Origin of the sequence: Bradyrhizobium sp. AUGA SZCCT0222, assembly GCF_018130205.1 — a bacterium.
Lineage (GTDB): Bacteria > Pseudomonadota > Alphaproteobacteria > Rhizobiales > Xanthobacteraceae > Bradyrhizobium.
Genome location: NZ_JAFCLX010000036.1, coordinates 1 through 15,578 on the forward strand (window position 1 = coordinate 1; position 15,578 = coordinate 15,578).

The window sequence follows — 15,578 nt, forward strand, 5'->3', positions numbered from 1 at the left end:
GAAGACCGGGTGCGCGCTGCACCCGCGGTCTCGCGTGCGGTTTGCACAAAACAAAGTGCACACGAGCATACAGGGCAGCGGTGAACACCCGGCCTCCCCTGCGCAATGGCTTTACGGCTTATGCCGTGCTCTCCCCGGAGACGAGTTCTTGGTTGACTCCGTCGCTGCCGTTCCCGCTTGCGCTTCTCCGACAGCTTGACACCTGCAACGGATGCCAGGACCACACGGTTTTGCCGTACGCTTATCCACGCCGTCGTCGAGGCGTAAACCAGCGTCCACCGCAACCCGTCCAACGTCCGTGACGACGGCCGACGCCCTTCTGACCAGGACGGGATGGCGATAGATGCGCACTGATTTGGGTCGGCCGACAACAGAAATATTTTTGATTTACAGAAATTTTCTACTTGACACGAATTCCGTAAATCAGAACTGACTTGCCCGTCGGGTCAATTTGCCGCACTCAGCCGTCATTGCGAGCGCAGCGAAGCAATCCATCCCTCCCGGGGCTGGCTATGGATTGCTTCGCTGCGCTCGCAATGACGGGTGGTTAGACGCGGGCCTACGCCACCAGCGCCGCATCCCCGCCGGCTTCCTCGCCGCGCTGCGCCTTCAACAGGCTTACGATCTCGGCGTTGGGCCGGGCGCGGCTGAACAGAAAACCCTGGCCTTCGTGGCAGCCTTCGTTGCGCAGGCAGCTCAGTTCGGCTTCGGTCTCGACGCCTTCGGCGGTGATGGTGACGCCGAGGCCCTTGCCGAGGCTGATGATCGAACGCACGATCGCCTGCGCGTCGCGGTTGGAACCGAGGTCGCGCACGAACGACTGATCGATCTTGATCTTGTCGAACGGAAAGCTGCGCAAATAGCTCAGGCTAGAATAGCCGGTGCCGAAATCGTCCATCGAGATGCGGACGCCGAGCGAGCGCAGCGCGTGCAGCGTCGCCAGCACCTGGCTGCTCTTTTCCAGCACCAGCGTCTCGGTGATCTCGAGTTCGAGCCGCGTCGCGGCAAGACCCGTCTGCTTCAACGTCTCCATCACCATCGACAACAGATTGCCGACGCGGAACTGCAGCGGCGACAGATTGACCGCGACGCGGACGTCGTCAGGCCATTGCGCCGCATCCATGCAGGCGCGGCGCAGCATCAGGCCGCCGACGGCGTTGATCAGGCCGGTCTCTTCGGCAACGGGGATGAACTCGCCGGGCGAAACCATGCCGCGTTCGGGATGCGGCCAGCGCACCAGCGCTTCGAAGCCGGTGACGCGACCGGTCGAAAGGTCGACCAGCGGCTGGTAGTGCGGCCGCAGCAAATCGTTCTCGATCGCGTGGCGCAGGTCGATCTCGATCTTGCGGCGGGACTGCGCGCGGGCGTCCATTTCGGCTTCGAAGAAGCTGAACGTGCCCCGGAACTCGTTCTTGGCGCGCGACAGCGCCATGTCGGCGTTCTTCAGCAATCTCTCGGACTCGTCGCCGTCGCTCGGCGACATCGCGATGCCGATGCTGGCGCCGATCACCACCGAATGGCCGTCGAGCAGATAGGGGTCGCCGATGGCTTCCAGCAGGCGCCTGGCCAGCAGCACGGCGTCTTCGGGGCGCGTCACCCCACTCTGGACGATCGCGAACTCATCGGAGTTGAGGCGGGCCAGCACGTCTTCCTCACGCAGCGTCGATCGCAGGCGCTTGGCGACGCCGCGCAGCAGCTTGTCGCCGATGCCATGGCCGAGCGTATCGTTTACCGCCTTGAAATTGTCGAGGCCGAGCACCAGCACCGCCACCTTTTCGGCGCTGCGCCGCGTATGCAGCAGGAGATCGTCCATCTGCTGGCGCAGCAGGGTGCGGTTCGGCAACCCGGTCAGGCCGTCGTGCTGGGCCATGAAGGCAAGCCGCGCTTCGGCACGCTTGCGTTCGGTGATGTCCATCAACGCCAGCAGCACGGCTGGCTGGTCGCCGTAAACCAGCTGGCGCAAATAGATCGCCAGATCGATCAAGGCGCCGTCGGCCCTGACATGCTTCCAGGTCCGGGCCGCCTGTTCTTCACTGCTGCGATCGCCCGCCCACGGCAATTCCGGATCGAACGCCTGCAGACTGCGGATCGTCAGTCGCTCGAACTCGGTGCGGCTATAGCCATAGTGCTGGAGCGCGGCGTCGTTGACGCCGAGAATGCGCTCGCCATCCAGCGAACAAACGATCATCGGCACCGGGTTGCTGTCGAACAGCAGGCGGAATGACGCCTCGCGCTGTTTCAACTCGGTAATATCGACGCGCAGACCGATGACGCCGCCGTCTTCGGTCAGCCGCTCGTCGATCAGGATCACGCGGCCATCGGCCAGCGTCTGCTCGTGACGATCGCCGGGCTGGCAAAGCCTGGTCAGACGCTCCGTGAGCCATTCCTCCTCGCGGCCAATCGCTTCCGGATAATCGCCGCGCTGGACGCCGACGCGGATGGTGTCCGCCAGCCGCGCGCCCGGCCTGAACAAATCGGAGCTGCGGGTGTAGATCTCCGCATATTTCTTGTTCCAGAGAATGTAGCGGCCTTCGGCGTCGAGAAACACGATGCCCTGGGGCAGGATGTCGATCGCCTCACGCAGCCGTTCATGCGATTTGCGCGCGTCCGCAATCGCGGCCTCCGCCTCGGCGCGCGTGCGCGCGATTTCGCTGCGCTCGGCGGGACCATGACGGCGATTGCCTGAAAGCTTTGGGCTCGGTTTTACCGGTCGACCGAACAGGCGAGCAATCGAGGGCTGCTTTGGCTTCTTGATTGTCTTTGGCCTTATCTTCGGCATTGCCGCGCCTCACCCGCCTTCTGCGTGCAATGTTCTCCGATAAGTGTCTGAAAAAATGGTAATCTCTTGCCGGCTCGAACAGCCCCGTGCCCGGCTCTCCGGTGCCCGCTAAAAAGGCTGGTTCACGCTATGCGTGTGTTGCCGCAACAGGCGCGCGAGACCAAACGGAAATGCACACGCAGAATCTCAGCCAGCGCACGAAGAACACGCAACACGCATCTGGATTGCACACGGAATGCGCGAAATCTCGCGCTGGCGCACCAATATGCGCCAATGGTCGACAAGGTTATTGAAGCGTTAAGCCGGAGCTGATCGTCGCACAGTGCAAGCCGTCTAAAACGCTCAGGCGGCGCGCACCGTGTCGAGGAATTTGCCGACTTCCAGCCGGAGGCGGTTGCTTTCGCCGGACAGCGACTGAGCCGAGGAAAGAACCTGCGCCGAAGCGGAGCCGGTCCGGCGGGCACCCTGGTTCACATCGACAATGTTGGTGGCGACATCGGAGGTGCCCACTGCAGCCTGCTCGACATTGCGCGCGATCTCCTGCGTGGCGCCGCCCTGCTGCTCCACCGAGGTCGAGATCGTCGCCGCGATTTGCGAGATCCGGCCGATGGTGGCGCCGATCTGCTTGATCGCCACGACCGATTCCTGGGTCGCCACCTGCATCCCGGCAATCTGGCTGCTGATTTCCTTGGTTGCATTGGCGGTCTGCGCGGCGAGCGCCTTCACTTCCTGGGCGACCACCGCAAAGCCCCGTCCCGAATCGCCCGCGCGCGCCGCCTCGATGGTGGCGTTCAGCGCCAGGAGATTGGTCTGTTCGGCGATCGTGGTGATCAGGTTGACGACGTCGCCGATCCGCAAGGCTGCCTTCGACAGCTCGTTGATGCGGGCGTCGGTCATTTCCGCCTGATTGACGGCTTCGCCGGCGATCCGGTTCGACTCCTGGACCTGACGGCTGATTTCGGCAACCGAGGCGGTCATTTCTTCCGTCGCGGCGGCGACCGATCTGACGTTTGAGGAGGCCTCCTCAGACGCCGCCTCCACCCTGCCGGAGAGCTGCTGCGTCTCTTCGGCGGTCCGGCTCAGACTGGTCGCCGAGGCTTCCAGCTCCGTTGAGGCCGAGGATACGGTCTGCACGATCTCGCCGACCGCGGCCTCGAATTCGGCCGCGAGTTTTTGCATTTCCGCCCTTCGCTGGGCCTGCGCGTGCTTTTCGGTTTCCGAACGTTCCGCGCGCAGCCGGTTCGATTCCAGCATGTTGTCCTTGAAGACCTGCAGCGCACCCGCCATGTCGGCGATTTCGTCCGAGCCGGCGGTCGCGATATTGGTCGCCAGATCGCCCGCGGCAATCGACTTCATGCTGTTCTGCAGATGCACCAGACGGCGCACGACGCCGCGCCCGACATAGTACCAGCCAATGACCAGCGCCGTTAAAAGGCTGACGAGCGCAAGACTGATCAGGATGATGCGTCCCTGCCCGATCTCCGCCTCCGATTCACGGACCGCGGTGGCAGCGCCCGCTTCGCTGCGCTTTCGCAGGCTGGCGACTTCCTTCTCGAACTCCTGGGCGAGCGTGCGGTTCTCCGTCACCACATTGGCGCCGGCCTTCGCGGCCACCAGTTCGCGTTGCTTGAGCTCGAAAATGTTGCCGGCGTCCTTGCCGGTCTTGACCAGCTCATCGACCAGTTTCGACGCCTCGGGATTCTTGAAGGCCGCGGCGGCCTTGCCAAGGCGGCCTGCGGTCGCCGTGAAACGGTCCTTGACCGGCGGCAGCAGATCGGCGGACGGCAGGTCGGCGGCCTCCACCAGGATGCCCAGTATCAAATTGGATTCCGCGCGCAACTCCAGAATGGCTTGCAGCGACGCCAGTTCGTTGTCGGCCAGCGCCGACAGCGTCTTCTGAACGACTTCCAGATCCTTGTTGTCGGCCGCGGTCTGCAGGCCCATCGTCAGGCTGAACCCGGCGTCATCGGCCATCGGCGACAGTTTTTCGGCAAGCTTCTGATGCGATTTGCGCAGGCTCGCAACCAGCGCGTCGCGCGAGGCTGCAATGGTCTGGCGCTCGGTGACGGATTGCAGCAGCCGGTCGAGATTGACCAGGATGCGATCGGCGGTCTTGCTGACTTTGGCGACGTCGTCGGCGGCGAGCGCGCCGATGCTCTGCTTGAGCTCCTGACGCGCCGCGGTCAAAATTTTGGAGGCGTGATCGCGCTCGGCCTGATCGGTCGCGGCGAGAAGGCGCGGTGCCGCGGCGGCGACGTCGCCGGCGGCCCTGGCGACCTCGGAGGCTCGCGTGATCTCAGGCAGGCTCTTCTCGGAGATCGCGCCCAGCGAACGCCCGAGGCTGTCGTAGGAGATGATCGCGCTGCCGCTTGCGAGCACCGTGAGCGCCGCGACGACGCCAAAGGCCATAAACAAGCGACCGCGAAGGCCGAGGCGATACCACGACAAGCCAGCGTTCATCGCAAAACTCCAAATAACAACGGCAAAATAAAATAGTGCCGCGAGCAGCCGGGCGTTACCCCGGTGCTCGCGGCTTTCTGAACTTACGATCCGGTCTTCTCGAGCCGCTCGACTGCCTTGAAGCTGCCGTCCGCCTGGATCACGGTCAGGAACACTTCATTCGAGCCGCGGTTGCTGGTGGGGCTGTAGGAGAGCTTGAAGCCGCCGAGATCGAGGCTGCCGGCTTTTTGCACGGCGTCGATCATGGCCTGGCGGGTAAGGTCGCCATCAACCTTCTCGAGCGCGGCGGCAATCGCACGGCCGACGAGGTACCCCTCGAGCGAAACGAAGCCGGGCTGCGCGTCGGGCGCGCTGGCCTTGAGTGAAGCATGGTAGCGCCCGACCACCGGGATCGCCGCATCCTTCGGGAACGGAACGACCTGCGTGATCACGACGCCGGCGCCGGCCGCGCCGAGTTCCTTTGCCAGCGCATCGGACCCGACAAAGGAGATGTTCACGAAAGTGGCGTCGAGCTTGATCTGCTTGGCCAGCTTGATGAACTCAGCCGCGGGCTTGTAGGGGCTGATCATGATCACGGCCTGGGGCTCGGCCTTCTTGATGGCCAGCAGCGCGGCTTTCACGGCCACCGTGTTGCGTTCGAAGGTGCCTTCGCCGGCAAGCTGCATCTGCCGCTTTTCGAGCGCCTTCTTGACGCCGGCAAGGCCGGCCTGACCGAAAGCGTCGTCCTGGTACATGATCGCGATCCTGGTCGCGCCGAGGTCCTTGGTCACCCGTTCGACCATGGCTTCGGTTTCCTGGAAGTAGCTGGCGCGAATATTCATCACCAGCGGCTTGTGCGGCTCGCGCAGGAATTCAGCGCCGGTGAAGGCACCGATGAAGGGCGCGCCTGCCGCATTTGCGATCGGCTGGGTGGCGGCGGATGTCGGGGTGCCGACCGCGCCGACGAGCGCGAACACCTTGTCTTCCTCCAGCAGCTTCTTGGCCGCTTCGATCGACTTGGTCGGCTCATAGCCGTCGTCGACGCTCTTGAGCTCGAGCTTGCGGCCCTTGACGCCGCCGGCCTTGTTGATCTCGGCGAAGGCTGCTTCCAGCCCGATCTTCATGCCCTGGCCCAAGGCCGAGGCCGGACCGTCAAGCGCCGCGGCTTGACCAAATACGATCTTGTCAGCCGACACGCCGTTTTCGGCGGAGGCGGGAATGCTCGTCGCGAAGAGAACAGCCGACGCAGCAAGGAAGGCGTTGAACGGAGTAGCTCGCATATGAATTGTCCTTTGGCGGGTGTAATGGTCGAACGGATCTGCTGGCCCGGGTCATCGTTGGCATGACGACAAAGCAACACTGCGTTGCGATTGTGCACCCGATAGCTTCAGAACAGATTAATGATTTGACCGGTGCGTATTTGTACGGTTGCTGAATCGAGGCGAGGTTCGCGGCCGGGTTGCACCTATGGCCGCACAAGGCGATCGACCAACTACCCGGGAAATACTCAAAGCAGAATCGTCACTTGCGCGGATCAGCGACAAGTGTCCGAAATTCCTGCGGTGACCGGCAAGGTTATCGAAGGGTTAAGATGCCGGTGAGGCGCCAGCGATTGGCGTCAACGCGGTTGCTGCGGCTTCCGCTTCCGGTACGACATCATGATCGTAGAGCTGTCTGCGAAACGCCGCATGCGCCGTTATCTCGGCGTCGCGTACGCCGAGATCAGCGTAGGAGGAGTTGTAGCGCATGCCGTTCTCGCGTGCGCCGCGCTGAACCGCCGCCACCCGCTCGCGCCGCAGGCGTTCATAGGCCAGCAGTGCTGCCGGGACGTTGACGGGATCGGCACGCGCCAGAATGGTCGCCAGCGCCATGCCGTCCTCGATCGACTGGTTGGCGCCCTGCCCGAGATGCGGCAGCATCGGGTGCGCGGCGTCCCCGAGCAGCGTCAGCCGACCCTTGGTCCAGGCCGGCAACGGCTCGCGGTCGTACAGCGCCCAGCGGAATGTTTTTTGAACCTGGCTGAGCAGCGTCCCGATCCGCGGGTCCCAGCCCTCGAATTCGCGGCGGAGCATGTCAGGGTCACCCGGCGCCGACCACGATTCCTTCATCTCCGCGTCGGCCGGCACGAAGCCGACATAGTTGATGAGTTCGCCTGATCGCACCGGAAAGGTGAGAAAGTGTTTCGCCTTGCCGAGCCACATCAGCCAGCGATCGGCCGGCCAGTGCGGAATGAGGTGATGCGGAAGCACGCCGCGATAGGCGACGGATCCATGAAACACCGGGCGCGACGGCGGCGCGGCGTAGTGGCGGAGATCGGAATGGATGCCATCCGCCGCGATGACGATGTCGCCTTCGACAGTTGCGCCATTGGCAAACGATACATGCGCGACGTCGCCGGTTTGCTCAAGGCCAACGCCGCGGTGTCCGGTGCGCACCACGCCTTGAGGCAGCGCGGCCGCCAGCAGTTCGACCATGTCGGCGCGGTGCATGCCGAATGTCGCGTTCCAGCCGGAAGAGTCGGTCACCTGAACCGGCGCTATGGGCGCTCCGTCATGACGGAAATAATGCGAACCGGAGCCGACCCTGGCGCCGAACTTCTCCACCGATGGCCCGAGGCCCACCCGTTGCAGTTGGCGAACGCTGTTTGGCGTCAGAAACACGCCTGCCCCGATTTCACCGAGCGCGGACGCCTGCTCGTAGACGGAGACATCGAAGTCGCGGGCGATCAGCGCGTTCGCCGCAAACAACCCGCCGATTCCACCGCCAACGATGACAACCCTGAGCCGTTTTCGTTGCATCGTATTATCCTTCGGCTCCGAAACCGAAAAGGCTTCGGAAGCCTGTCCGTTCAAGCTATCCTCCCTCACAGGAAACACCAAGCGCCATCGCCGGCAGCGCAGACCGGCGGAAAGAGAAGCGACAGCGGGAGCATTTCAATGCACGGCTTTACGGCTCTGGCCCCGAACGGCCGGCATTTGGCGGTGCTGCCATTGCTACTGGCTTTATCCGCGCATGTTCACGCACCGGCATTGGCCGGAGATTATCCGGATCGCACTGTCAAGATCGTCGTGCCCTTTCCCGCCGGAGGGACCGCTGACGCCGTTCCCCGGATTGTCGGGGAATGGCTGTCACGAAAATGGGGCCAGCCGGTCGTGATCGAGAACCGAACGGGTGCGGCCGGAAACATCGGGTCCGAAACGGCCTATCGTTCGGCGCCGGACGGCTACACGCTGCTCTCGTCACCGCCGCCACCGCTGGTGATCAACCAAAGCCTGTACCCGAAGCTCGGCTTCGATCCGACCAGGTTCGAGCCTGTTATCGTGATGGCGCAGGTGCCAAACGCGCTGATCGTCAATCCGGACAACGTCAAGGCGTCGAGCGTAACCGAGTTGATCGAATATCTGCGCAACAATCCCGACAAGCTTACCTGCGCCACGCAAGGCAACGGCACGACCTCGCATCTGACGTCCGAACTGTTTCAACTCATGACCAGGGTGAAACTGCGCCATATTCCCTATCGCGGTTCGGCGCCGGCATTGCAGGGCCTGCTCGCCGGCGACGTCGACGTGATGTTCGACAATCTCGGCGTCTCGCTGCCGCTGGTCCAGGCCGGCAAGCTGAAATTGCTGGCGGTCGCTTCGCCCGCCCGTTTGCCGGCGCTGCCCGACGTGCCGACGATCGCCGAAACGCTGCCCGGTTTCGAGGCGGTCGCCTGGTACGGCATCGTGGCGCCGCCGGACACCCCGAAGAACATCACCGACAAGATCAATGCCGACGTGAACGAGGTATTGCGTCAGCCCGAAGTACAGGAACAGTTGCGGAAATTGTCCGCCGATATTTTCGGCGGATCCATCGACAAGACATCCAAATACATGCGGGAGGAAGTCGATCGATGGGCCGCGGTGATCAAGTCGGCCAACATCCAGCTGCAATAAGACATCGAACGAGTGGCGCGCCGGTGGCCCAGGTCACGCCGCTAGTTGATTTGAATCCGCGTATTGCGTTGGCCGTTACGCTGCACCAGCGCGAACAGTGCCGCCGCATGCGACGGGTGCAGCCTGACGCAGCCATGCGAGGCGCGGCCGCCGAGCCGCCTGATGTCCGTGGTGCCGTGAATGGCAAATCCGTGATGGAAGAAGATCGCGTGCGGCATCGGCGAATTATAGTATTTGCGCGAGAAATAACTTCGATGCATCGATTGCGGACGGAATACGCCGCTCGGCGTGCCATAGCCGCTGCGGCCGGTCGAGACCGGCCAGCTGTACCGCGTCGCGCCGTCGATGCTGACGGCCATGCGCTGCGATGATTTATCGATCTGGACCACGACCGCGGCGCGTGCCGGGCTCAGTGCCAATGCCGACATGAAAATCGCGGCCATATATGACAGCCGCATACCCAACCGAAATTTCATAATGACGCCCTGCCGCCAAAAACAGCTCTCTAATGGCGGCATGATGTGTTTTGGAAACGCGCCGTTGTAAAGAGCGGCGGCCCCGCCGGGCGCAAGGGGTCCGAAATTAATCTTAACCCGGGGCAACCGGGATAGCGTGGAAATGCCGCGAACAGATGCTGTGGGAGATCAAACAATTGCGATTGGCGCGGTTGTCCCGCGCTGCCGATTCCATGTTACGTCTTGGGCAGCTAGAGTGATCCGATGACACCCCGCCTGATTCTGATCCCGCTCCTGGTCCTGATCGGTCTCGCCAATGCCACCATGGCATGGGCGCAGGACAAGGGCAGCGTCGACCCCAAGCCGCTGCCGCCGCTGGCCAACCCCAACGACCCCAACATCGGCGCCAAGGAATTGTTCGGCCGCAAGCTGCTGCCGGCGGCGGCGCCGACGCGGGTGCTCGGCTTTTACGCCCATGGCTGCATCGCGGGCGCGGAGGGACTGCCGATCAACGGCGACACCTGGCAGGTGATGCGGCTGTCGCGCAACCGCTACTGGGGGCATCCGGACATGGTCGCGCTGGTGAAGCGGCTGGCCAACAAGGCGCACAAGGATGCCGGCTGGCCCGGCATTCTGGTCGGCGACATGTCGCAGCCGCGCGGCGGCCCGATGTTGACAGGACATGCCAGCCATCAAGTGGGGCTTGACGCCGACATCTGGCTGACGCCGATGCCGAACCGCCGCTTTTCGCGCAACGAACGCGAGGAAACGTCGGCGGTCATGATGGTGCGCTCCGACCGGCTCGACATCGATCCCAAAGTGTTCACACCAGGCCATCTGGTGGTGATCCGCGCCGCCGCGCAGGAGCCGACGGTGCAGCGCATCTTCGTCAATGCCGCGATCAAGAAGGCGCTGTGCCGCGAGGCCAAGGGCGATCGCAGCTGGCTGCACAAGGTGCGGCCGATGTACGGCCACGACTATCATTTCCACATCCGCATCAAATGCCCGCCCGGCGCCGGCGAATGCGAAAGCCAGCCTGATCCGACCGAAGGCGAAGGCTGCAGCGCCGGCGACCTCGCCTTCTGGTTCAAGGATTCCGTGCTCCATCCGAAGCCGCCGCTCATCCCGCCGAAACCAAAGCCGCCGATGACGATGGCGCAGCTCCCCCCGGCCTGCAAAGCGGTGCTGACCGCACCGGATGCAAAGCAATAGCCGCCATTTCATTCTCGTCCGCAATGCGCTAGTGTCGAAGCGCCTCACGCCGTAAGCGCGGGCAGACTTCCTGGGACGACGGTCCTTAGCTTCACATCTCAACCGATAGCCACTCTGTGCGCGGCTTAGCTGCGCGCAGCATTCATTCGTGAGGACCGTCATGCGCATCAGTGCACGCAACCAGATCAAGGGCACCGTCGTCGAAGTCAGGAAAGGCGCGACCACCTCGCATGTCCGCGTCGATATCGGCAATGGCCAGATCATCACCTCCTCGATCACCAACGAAGCCGTCGATGACCTCGGCATCAAGACGGGTGGCAAGGCCATCGTTGTGATCAAGGCCTCGGATGTCATGATCGCGGTGGACTGACATGCGCGTAATCCTGCTGGTGGCGCTGCTGTTCGGCGCCGCGCCCGCTGTTGCCGCCGAAGAGCCGAGCGGCTGCGACAAGTTCAAATGGCCGATCGAGCGCGAACGCGCGATGCTGACCGCGCCGGATCGCGCCACGCTTGCGTCAGGCGTTGAACTCGGGACATTGCCGTCAACGGGCCTGACACTCGCCATGGTCGCGCCCGCAGACGCCAGGCTGCCGACGCCGCCGGAGCGCGCGCCGAAGGAAGGCAGCTTTGCCGGCTTCGTCACCGTGAAGGCGCCGCCGAAAGCGGGCCTCTACAGCATCAGCCTGTCCTCGGGCGGCTGGGTCGACGTGGTGCAAAACGGCAGCTTCCTGAAACCGAAGGCGCACAGCGGCGCCACCGATTGCGACGGCATCCGCAAGACCATGAAATTCGAACTGTCGGCGAACCCGTTCGTGCTGCAGATCAGCGGGACCAGGGAGAATTCGATCTCGATCGCGATCCTGCCGACCGAATAGGCCAAGGTGTGAGACGAGAAGTCCCTTTGAGGTCTCTTTACCCGGCCGGTCAGCCTGCTATTGTTCCGGTCAGCGATATCCCGACCGACCGTAAGTCATCGGGATTGCCGGAACGGCGCTTCCGCCTGTCGCATCCCTGACCCAACCAATGCCTGATTTGCGCGCGCCAACCGCGCCGCAGACTCGCACGGAGCGCCAACATGTATCGTCCCGCCGGAATTTTTGCCGCCTTTTTCATTCTGTTTGGCGCGATCCATTCGCCCGCTGCGGCACAGGACAAGACCATCACGGTGTTCGCCGCCGCCTCGATGAAGAATGCGCTCGACGACATCGACGCCGCCTATACGGCCAAGACCGGCGTCAAGGTCACGGTAAGCTATGCCGCGAGCTCGGCACTGGCAAAACAGATCGAACAGGGCGCGCCGGCCGACGTCTTCATCTCCGCCGACACCGACTGGATGGATTACGCGATCGGAAAGAAAACCATCAACGAGCCGACCCGGGTCAACCTGCTCGGCAATTCCATCGTGCTGATCGCGCCGAAGGATTCCAAGATCGACAACGTGAACATCGGCGCGGGCTTCGACCTCGCCAAGCTCGCGGGTGACGGCAGGATCGCGACCGGCGACGTCAAATCCGTGCCGGTCGGAAAATACGCCAAGGCCGCACTCGAGAAGCTCGGCTCCTGGCAGGCGGCCGAGCCGAAATTCGCGATGGCCGACAGCGTGCGCGCGGCGCTGACGCTGGTGGCGCGCGGTGAAGCCGTACTTGGCATCGTCTACTCCACCGACGCCAGGGTCGAGCCCGGCGTCAAGGTCGTCGGCACCTTCCCAAGCGATTCCCATCCCGCGATCATCTACCCCGTCGCAGCGACCACGACCGCCAGGCCGGAGACGTCGGATTATCTTGCCTTCCTGCGCTCGACCGCGGCCAAGAACATCCTCGAGAAATACGGCTTCAAGTTCCTGGTCAGTCCCTCGACCTGATGTTCGATATCTCGCCGACGGAATGGACGGCGATCCTGCTCTCACTGCAGGTCGCCATCATCGCAACGCTGGTGGCGACGCCGTTCGGCATCGCGCTGGCGTGGCTGCTGGCGCGGCACAATTTCTGGGGCAAATCCATTCTCGACGCACTGGTCCATCTGCCGCTGGTGCTGCCGCCGGTCGTCACAGGCTATCTGCTGCTGCTCACCTTCGGCCGCCGCGGCATGGTCGGCGCGTGGCTGGCCGACAATCTCGGCATCGTGTTCGCGTTTCGCTGGACCGGCGCTGCGCTGGCCTGCGGCGTGATGTCGTTTCCGCTTCTGGTGCGGCCGATCCGGTTGTCGATCGAGGCGATCGACCGGCGGCTGGAACAGGCATCGAGCACGCTCGGCGCCGCGCCGTGGCAGGTATTTGCGACCGTGACCCTGCCGCTGGCGCTGCCGGGCATCCTGGCCGGCATGGTGCTCGGCTTTGCCAAGGCGATCGGCGAGTTCGGCGCCACCATTACGTTCGTCTCGAATATTCCCGGCGAGACCCAGACGATTTCCTCGGCGATCTATTCGCTGATCCAGACGCCCGATGGCGACCGCGCGGCGGGGCGGCTGGTGCTGATCTCCATCGTGATCGCGATGGGCGCGCTGATCGCATCCGAGTGGTTCGCACGGCGCGCCACGCAGCGCCTGCACGGGAACTGACCATGCTGCGCGTCGAGGTCACAAAGCAGCTTGGCGAGTTCTCGCTGGAAGCCTCGTTCACCAGCGAGGGCCGCGTCACCGGCCTGTTCGGCGCGTCCGGCGCCGGCAAGACCTCGCTGATCAACATGATCGCGGGCTTGCTGCGGCCCGATCGCGGCGTCATCACCCTCGACGGCGAAACGCTCGACGACACCTCGACGGGCGCGCACGTGCCGCCGCACCGCCGCCGCATCGGCTACGTGTTCCAGGATGCCCGGCTGTTTCCGCATCTCGACGTGCGGCAAAATCTCGACTACGGCCGGCGCATGAACAGCCTCGCCGAGGATCCGGCGCAGCATGCGCGCATCACCGGCCTGCTCGACATCGGCGGCCTGCTGGATCGCCGGCCCGGAAAACTCTCCGGCGGCGAGCGTCAGCGCGTCGCGCTCGGCCGCGCGCTGTTGTCGAAACCACGATTGCTGCTGCTCGATGAACCGCTGGGATCGCTCGATGAGGGACGCAAGGTCGAAATCCTGCCCTATCTGATCCGACTGCGCGACGAAGGCATCCCGATGGTCTATGTCAGCCACGATGCCGCGGAGCTGCGCCAGCTCGCAACGCAGATCGTGATGCTGCGCAACGGACGCGTCACCGCGCTCGGCGGCGTCAAGGTGTTGACGGGCAGCACGCCTGCTTGATGTCGTCCGTGATCCAGATCACATCTGAACGGCGAAAAACTCAAAAAAGTCAGTGTTTATAGCCACTTCCTGAACACCCGTTCAGAAAAATCTTTCGAACTATTTTCGCGGACGACACGTCTCATAAGCGCATCAGGCAATCACGCCTAGCACAATGGAGACTACAACTATGTTCCGTAAAATCGCTCTTGCAGCTGCTGCCGCGATCGCTCTGACCGCTGCTGCTGTTGCCCCGGCTTCGGCCGGTGGTAAGGGTGGCCACGGTCATGGTGGGCATCACGGTCATGGCCATCACGGCCATCATCATGGTCATCATCATGGTCATCATCATCACGGTCATGGCCATCATCACCACCACGGTCATCATCACCACGGCCATCATCACTTCGGATCGTTCTACATCGGCGGAAGCTGCTGGAAGACGGTGTGGTCCGACTTCGGACCGCGTCGCATCTACGTCTGCGGTCGCTATCTGTAAGCTGAAGGCCATCGCAAGAAGGCCTCAGCCGAAGGCTGGGGCCTTCTCCCTTTCTGCAGCGTTCGCCGTGACGAAGTCTGGCGAAACGACATCCTGGTCTAGCTCGTGCGCTTGCCCGCAGGATACTCACCCAGCACGTCGCGCAGCGCCTGAATCTTCGGCGAACCCGCACCTTTGCGCCAGATCAGGTAGGTATCCGCCCTGTTCTCGCCCGGCGGCAACCGGTGCACCCGCAAGCGTTTGCTCTCCGGAAACGTGGTGAGAACACTTTTGGGCAGCAGCGCGACGCCCATTCCTGCAGCGACACATCCGAGCATCGCGTGATAGGAGCCGAGCTCAATCGTGCGCTCCGGCATCTGGTCGCGAAGCGCGTACCAATCCTCCAGCCGTTTGCGATGCGGACAACCATGCTCGAAGGCAATGATGGTTCGCGGGAAATACTCCTTCTTGCCTTTGTCCTTGCCTTTACTCCTGCCTTGGCCGATCGCCAGCGTGCCGGCAGCGGACACGATCACGGGTTCTTCCTCGAACACCGCAACCTTTTCAAACAACGCATCCGCAATCGGCAACGTCACCAGCGCAGCATCGAGCTCGCCGGCCAGGATCGCCTTTGAAAGCGTTGGGGGATTGCCGGTGCGAAGTTCGAGCTCCACTTCCGGATAAAGGCGATGATACTCGCTGACCGGTCCCGGCAAGCGTACGGCCGCGGTGCTCTCCATCGCCCCCAGCCGAAAGATTCCGCGTGGCCTCGGATCCTGCACCGCGTTGCGCGCCTCGTCGGCCAGCGCGAGCAGCCGGTCCGCGTAGTCGAGCAGCACCTGCCCCGCCGGTGAAAGATGCAGGCGCTTGCCCTCGCGAATGAAGAGCGGAACGCCGATGTCGTCCTCGAGCTGCTGGATGCGCGTCGTGACATTGGATTGAACGCGATGCAAATGCTCCGCGGCCCGCGTCACGCCACCCTCGCGGACAACCGCGCTGAAAATCTTCAAATCGGACAGATCCATACATCTCTCCATGGGATCATAATCATCTTTATTATTCATTTTA

At 63.3% G+C, this 15,578-nt stretch carries 14 protein-coding genes; 7 read left to right on the forward strand and 7 right to left on the reverse strand.

What is annotated here, in order from left to right; translation table 11 throughout:
* Positions 1 to 559 precede the first annotated feature (559 nt).
* From JQ629_RS26275 to JQ629_RS26290, 4 genes are all read right to left on the reverse strand, one after another.
* Positions 560 to 2,779, reverse strand: coding sequence for a putative bifunctional diguanylate cyclase/phosphodiesterase (locus JQ629_RS26275; RefSeq protein ID WP_212415099.1), 2,220 nt, complete (start codon positions 2,777 to 2,779; stop codon positions 560 to 562).
* A 342-nt stretch (positions 2,780 to 3,121) separates the two neighbouring features.
* A complete protein-coding gene (locus JQ629_RS26280) occupies positions 3,122 to 5,239 on the reverse strand; it encodes a methyl-accepting chemotaxis protein (RefSeq protein ID WP_249135285.1) in 2,118 nt (705 codons plus the stop codon).
* Positions 5,240 to 5,322: 83 nt separating this feature from the next.
* Entirely contained in the window at positions 5,323 to 6,498 is a 1,176-nt protein-coding gene (locus JQ629_RS26285) for an ABC transporter substrate-binding protein (RefSeq protein WP_212415100.1), read from the reverse strand.
* 306 nt (positions 6,499 to 6,804) lie between these two features.
* On the reverse strand, positions 6,805 to 8,016 hold the full coding sequence (locus JQ629_RS26290; protein WP_212415101.1) for an FAD-dependent monooxygenase: 1,212 nt from the start codon (positions 8,014 to 8,016) through the stop codon (positions 6,805 to 6,807).
* A 138-nt stretch (positions 8,017 to 8,154) separates the two neighbouring features.
* On the opposite strand from JQ629_RS26290, the gene JQ629_RS26295 reads away from it, so the two are divergent.
* Positions 8,155 to 9,153 carry a Bug family tripartite tricarboxylate transporter substrate binding protein gene (locus JQ629_RS26295; protein WP_212415102.1) on the forward strand — a complete coding sequence of 333 codons (999 nt, stop codon included), beginning with the start codon at positions 8,155 to 8,157 and terminating at the stop codon, positions 9,151 to 9,153.
* Positions 9,154 to 9,194: 41 nt separating this feature from the next.
* Here the strand turns inward: JQ629_RS26295 and JQ629_RS26300 are convergent, their stop codons facing one another.
* Positions 9,195 to 9,596 (reverse strand): L,D-transpeptidase, encoded by a 402-nt coding sequence (locus JQ629_RS26300; RefSeq protein ID WP_212415103.1) that lies wholly within the window; start codon positions 9,594 to 9,596, stop codon positions 9,195 to 9,197.
* Positions 9,597 to 9,872: 276 nt separating this feature from the next.
* On the opposite strand from JQ629_RS26300, the gene mepA reads away from it, so the two are divergent.
* The 6 genes from mepA (at position 9,873) to modC (ending at position 14,053) form a co-directional block, all read left to right on the forward strand.
* On the forward strand, positions 9,873 to 10,820 hold the full coding sequence (gene mepA, locus JQ629_RS26305; protein WP_212415104.1) for a penicillin-insensitive murein endopeptidase: 948 nt from the start codon (positions 9,873 to 9,875) through the stop codon (positions 10,818 to 10,820).
* Between the two features lie 160 nt (positions 10,821 to 10,980).
* Positions 10,981 to 11,190: a TOBE domain-containing protein gene (locus JQ629_RS26310; protein ID WP_212265795.1), complete on the forward strand. Its 210-nt coding sequence runs from the start codon at positions 10,981 to 10,983 to the stop codon at positions 11,188 to 11,190.
* A 1-nt stretch (position 11,191) separates the two neighbouring features.
* The gene (locus tag JQ629_RS26315; protein ID WP_212415105.1) at positions 11,192 to 11,695 is read left to right on the forward strand and encodes a hypothetical protein; all 504 of its coding nucleotides are present in this window, start codon (positions 11,192 to 11,194) and stop codon (positions 11,693 to 11,695) included.
* 200 nt (positions 11,696 to 11,895) lie between these two features.
* Positions 11,896 to 12,681 (forward strand): molybdate ABC transporter substrate-binding protein, encoded by a 786-nt coding sequence (modA, locus tag JQ629_RS26320; protein ID WP_212415106.1) that lies wholly within the window; start codon positions 11,896 to 11,898, stop codon positions 12,679 to 12,681.
* Positions 12,681 to 13,376 (forward strand): molybdate ABC transporter permease subunit, encoded by a 696-nt coding sequence (modB, locus tag JQ629_RS26325; RefSeq protein ID WP_212415107.1) that lies wholly within the window; start codon positions 12,681 to 12,683, stop codon positions 13,374 to 13,376. Before modA ends, modB begins: the two co-directional genes overlap by 1 nt.
* Before the next feature lie 2 nt (positions 13,377 to 13,378).
* A complete protein-coding gene (gene modC / locus JQ629_RS26330; protein ID WP_212415108.1) occupies positions 13,379 to 14,053 on the forward strand; it encodes a molybdenum ABC transporter ATP-binding protein in 675 nt (224 codons plus the stop codon).
* Between the two features lie 121 nt (positions 14,054 to 14,174).
* Here the strand turns inward: modC and JQ629_RS26335 are convergent, their stop codons facing one another.
* A complete protein-coding gene (locus JQ629_RS26335; protein ID WP_212415109.1) occupies positions 14,175 to 14,432 on the reverse strand; it encodes a hypothetical protein in 258 nt (85 codons plus the stop codon).
* A 197-nt stretch (positions 14,433 to 14,629) separates the two neighbouring features.
* On the reverse strand, positions 14,630 to 15,535 hold the full coding sequence (locus JQ629_RS26340) for a LysR family transcriptional regulator (protein WP_212415110.1): 906 nt from the start codon (positions 15,533 to 15,535) through the stop codon (positions 14,630 to 14,632).
* Positions 15,536 to 15,578 lie beyond the last annotated feature (43 nt).

Coding starts and splice junctions, on each gene's coding strand:
- JQ629_RS26275 (WP_212415099.1), bottom strand. CDS start 2,779: ATGCCGAAGATAAGGCCAAAGACAATCAAGAAGCCAAAGCAGCCCTCG.
- JQ629_RS26280 (WP_249135285.1), bottom strand. CDS start 5,239: ATGAACGCTGGCTTGTCGTGGTATCGCCTCGGCCTTCGCGGTCGCTTG.
- JQ629_RS26285 (WP_212415100.1), bottom strand. CDS start 6,498: ATGCGAGCTACTCCGTTCAACGCCTTCCTTGCTGCGTCGGCTGTTCTC.
- JQ629_RS26290 (WP_212415101.1), bottom strand. CDS start 8,016: ATGCAACGAAAACGGCTCAGGGTTGTCATCGTTGGCGGTGGAATCGGC.
- JQ629_RS26295 (WP_212415102.1), top strand. CDS start 8,155: ATGCACGGCTTTACGGCTCTGGCCCCGAACGGCCGGCATTTGGCGGTG.
- JQ629_RS26300 (WP_212415103.1), bottom strand. CDS start 9,596: ATGGCCGCGATTTTCATGTCGGCATTGGCACTGAGCCCGGCACGCGCC.
- mepA (WP_212415104.1), top strand. CDS start 9,873: ATGACACCCCGCCTGATTCTGATCCCGCTCCTGGTCCTGATCGGTCTC.
- JQ629_RS26310 (WP_212265795.1), top strand. CDS start 10,981: ATGCGCATCAGTGCACGCAACCAGATCAAGGGCACCGTCGTCGAAGTC.
- JQ629_RS26315 (WP_212415105.1), top strand. CDS start 11,192: ATGCGCGTAATCCTGCTGGTGGCGCTGCTGTTCGGCGCCGCGCCCGCT.
- modA (WP_212415106.1), top strand. CDS start 11,896: ATGTATCGTCCCGCCGGAATTTTTGCCGCCTTTTTCATTCTGTTTGGC.
- modB (WP_212415107.1), top strand. CDS start 12,681: ATGTTCGATATCTCGCCGACGGAATGGACGGCGATCCTGCTCTCACTG.
- modC (WP_212415108.1), top strand. CDS start 13,379: ATGCTGCGCGTCGAGGTCACAAAGCAGCTTGGCGAGTTCTCGCTGGAA.
- JQ629_RS26335 (WP_212415109.1), bottom strand. CDS start 14,432: ATGGCCGTGGTGATGATGACCGTGGTGGTGATGATGGCCATGACCGTG.
- JQ629_RS26340 (WP_212415110.1), bottom strand. CDS start 15,535: ATGGATCTGTCCGATTTGAAGATTTTCAGCGCGGTTGTCCGCGAGGGT.